Origin of the sequence: Longimicrobium sp. (genome assembly GCF_036280135.1) — a bacterium.
Classification (GTDB): domain Bacteria; phylum Gemmatimonadota; class Gemmatimonadetes; order Longimicrobiales; family Longimicrobiaceae; genus Longimicrobium.
The window spans coordinates 1-2,766 of the sequence record NZ_DASURI010000158.1 but is presented as its reverse complement, the minus strand read 5'-3'; the positions used below and the strand labels follow the sequence as shown (position 1 = coordinate 2,766).

The following is a 2,766-nucleotide window of genomic DNA, read 5'->3' as shown; positions in this document are numbered from 1 at the left end:
TCTGTTCCTTGCTGCTACAACGCCTCCAGGGAGGCTTCAGGACGCGGGGTGGCGGCGCGTGGTGTACATCCGCTCGAACAGGGCGGGCACGCGCCGGCCCGCCCCCGCCAGCCGCAGCCGCCTCGCGGCCACGACGCACATGGCGGTCGAAAGGACGACGTTGCTGGCGTAGAAGAAGTAGAAGATGTCGCGCTGCGGGGCCACGGTCCACCACGCCAGCACGGCCATCTGGCTCACCATCAGGGTTTCCTTGAGCCCGTACAGCACCATGCAGAACCAGAGCAGCTGGTCCATGCCGTCGTTGAGCACGGCGGCCCACAGGGCGCCCATCAGCAGCATGGCGGTGAGCATGGACAGCACGGCCAGACCGGTGCTGAGCCCAAAGAGCGATTCTACGCGGAGCAGCCTGGCCGCGACCGTGCCCGTGATGGCGACGACCGCGAAGATCAGGGGCGCGAGCTGTACCAGGCGGTAGGTTTCCCGGCGCTTCGCCAGCATCACCACCAGCAGCAGCGCCCCGAACGCCACGGCCACCATGCCCCGCGCCAGGTTGGCGGAGATGGCCCAGGCCATCACCCAGTGGAACAGCAGGGACCGGGTCCCCATGAGCGCGCCGACGGCCGCGCTGACCGCGTGGAACGCCGAGTAGCCGCCGCACACCAGGAAGTACGAGGCGCACACGGACCACGCCAGGATGACGCGGTCACGCCGCGCGGGGCCGGCGCGGCGCAGCACCAGGCGGGCCTGCAGCCCAAGGAGCAGCAGCAGGCCCGACGCAACCAGCTGGTACAGGTACGTGACCACCCGTCAGCCGGGGCACATGGGCGGGCACAGGACGGGCCCGTCCTCGCAGATGAGCACGACGGCGCCCTCGCCCTCGTCCGACGGCGGCGGGGGGTCGGAGCCCTCGAGGGCCGCGCCCCCGCTCCCCATCACCTGCTCCATCACCTCCGCGCGCACCAGCGGGGCGCCGGCGGCCTTGAGGCGCACCTCGATGCGGTCGATCTGCTGGTGCGGGTCCTCGATCAGCAGCGCGATGCGGCGGCCGTCGGGGCGGCTGAACTCCAGCGTGCTGGTGGGCCAGGGCTTGTCCGTGCCCGGAGGCAGGCAGTACACGGACGTCTGCTGGTACAGCTCCGTCTCCACGCCCGCATCGTCCCGAACCGCAAGCCGCCGCACGAAGCCCGGGTAAAAGCGCGCGCTGTACCCGTCCTTCTCCACGCGCTCGCTGGGCGGGGAGGGCTTGCAGTTGGAGATTGTCGGATTGGGGTCGCTCATCAACGCCTCCGTCAAGATGAACAAAGGGACTGCGTCCGGATTGGATAGTGTACGAATCCGGCGCCAAACGCAAGATTTTTGTTTGTGACGTTCGTGCGGCGCGGCGCTTGCGCGCGTGGCGTCCGGCCGCGGTGCGCGGTCCAAATGTTTTGTATACCGTCCGACGCTTAACCGCCGCTTATGCGCGGTGCGGACACCCGCCCGTCCGCCCGCTGATCCAAGTGGCGCCCCCGCGCACGCTTGGGTCCCGGCGGCCGGATGCGCGCGCGTGGCCCATGCAAATTCCCGATTTCCGGAGCCGGACCATGAACCGTCGTCTCATCCCCGTCTTCGCGCTGGCGCTGGCCGCGTGCGCGCCCCCGCCGGCCGCGGGCCCCGCGCCCGAGGCCACCGTCAAGCGCGTGCGCATCGTGCACACGAACGACTTTCACGGGCGGCTGCTGCCGCAGACGTCCAACGGGCGCAGCCTGGGGGGATCGGCCGTGCTGGCGGCGCACTTCGACAGCGCCGTGGCGGGCTTCGACGGGCCCACCCTCATCCTCTCCGCGGGCGATGACATGCAGGGCACGGCCATCAGCAACCTGAGCTGGGGGCGGGCCACCATCGCGGCGCACAACGCGTCGGGCTACGACGCGGCGGCCGTGGGCAACCACGAGTTCGACTGGGGGCAGGACACCCTGCGCGCCCGCGTGGCCGAGAGCCGCTTTCCCTGGCTGGCCGCCAACCTGTACGTGGCCGGCACGCGCCGGAACCCCGACTGGGTGCGGCCGTGGATCATGATCGAGCGGAGCGGCGTGCGCACGGCCGTCATCGGCATCGCGCTGGAAGAGACGCCGGAGGTGGTGCTGGCCGGCCGCACGGCGGGGCTGGAGTTCGGCGACGAGGCGCCGGCCATCGACCAGGCGGCGCGCGAGGCATGGGCGGCGGGCGCGGACTTCGTCGTCGTCACGGCGCACGTGGGCGCCAGCTGCGAGCAGTCCGGCACGGCGCCGGCCGAGCCCTCCAGCGCCTGCCGCGGCGAGCTGCTGGAGATCGCCGACGCGCTCACGCAGCCCGTGGACCTCATCGTGGGCGGCCACACGCACCGGCGCGTGCTGGCGACGGAGGATTCCATCCCCCTGGCCGAGGCGGCGTCGTACTCGCTGGCGTACAGCGTCACGGACCTGGAGCGGCGCGGCGGTCGCACGGTGACCACGCGCCACGAGGTGCGCTCCTCGTACGCCGACGAGGTGTCGCCGGACTCGCAGGTGGCGCGCATCGTGGGCGAGTGGGAGCAGCGCGTGCGGCCCATCACCGAGCGGGTGATCGCCACGGCCGCGCAGCCGTTCGAGCGCGCGGAGGGCGAATCCGGCCTGGGCAACCTCATCGCCGACGCGCACCGGGTGCAGACGGGCGCGCAGGCGTCCATCATCAACAACGGCTCCATCCGCCGCGCGCTGCCCGCCGGCCCGCTCAGCTGGGGCACGCTGTTCGAGCTGCAGCCGTTCG

At 71.8% G+C, this 2,766-nt stretch carries 3 protein-coding genes; 1 reads left to right on the top strand and 2 read right to left on the bottom strand.

Annotation, left to right across the window (positions count from 1 at the left end):
• Positions 1–36: 36 nt before the first annotated feature.
• Together VFZ20_RS04860 and VFZ20_RS04855 are read right to left on the bottom strand one after the other, a co-directional pair.
• Positions 37–804 carry a hypothetical protein gene (locus VFZ20_RS04860; protein WP_329682707.1) on the bottom strand — a complete coding sequence of 256 codons (768 nt, stop codon included), beginning with the start codon at positions 802–804 and terminating at the stop codon, positions 37–39.
• A 3-nt stretch (positions 805–807) separates the two neighbouring features.
• Positions 808–1,278, bottom strand: coding sequence for a hypothetical protein (locus VFZ20_RS04855; protein ID WP_329682706.1), 471 nt, complete (start codon positions 1,276–1,278; stop codon positions 808–810).
• A 305-nt stretch (positions 1,279–1,583) separates the two neighbouring features.
• Here VFZ20_RS04855 and VFZ20_RS04850 point away from each other — a divergent pair.
• The coding region (locus VFZ20_RS04850; protein WP_329682705.1) for a bifunctional UDP-sugar hydrolase/5'-nucleotidase at positions 1,584–2,766 on the top strand (1,183 nt) is incomplete at its 3' end.

Coding starts and splice junctions, on each gene's coding strand:
- VFZ20_RS04855 (WP_329682706.1), bottom strand. CDS start 1,278: ATGAGCGACCCCAATCCGACAATCTCCAACTGCAAGCCCTCCCCGCCC.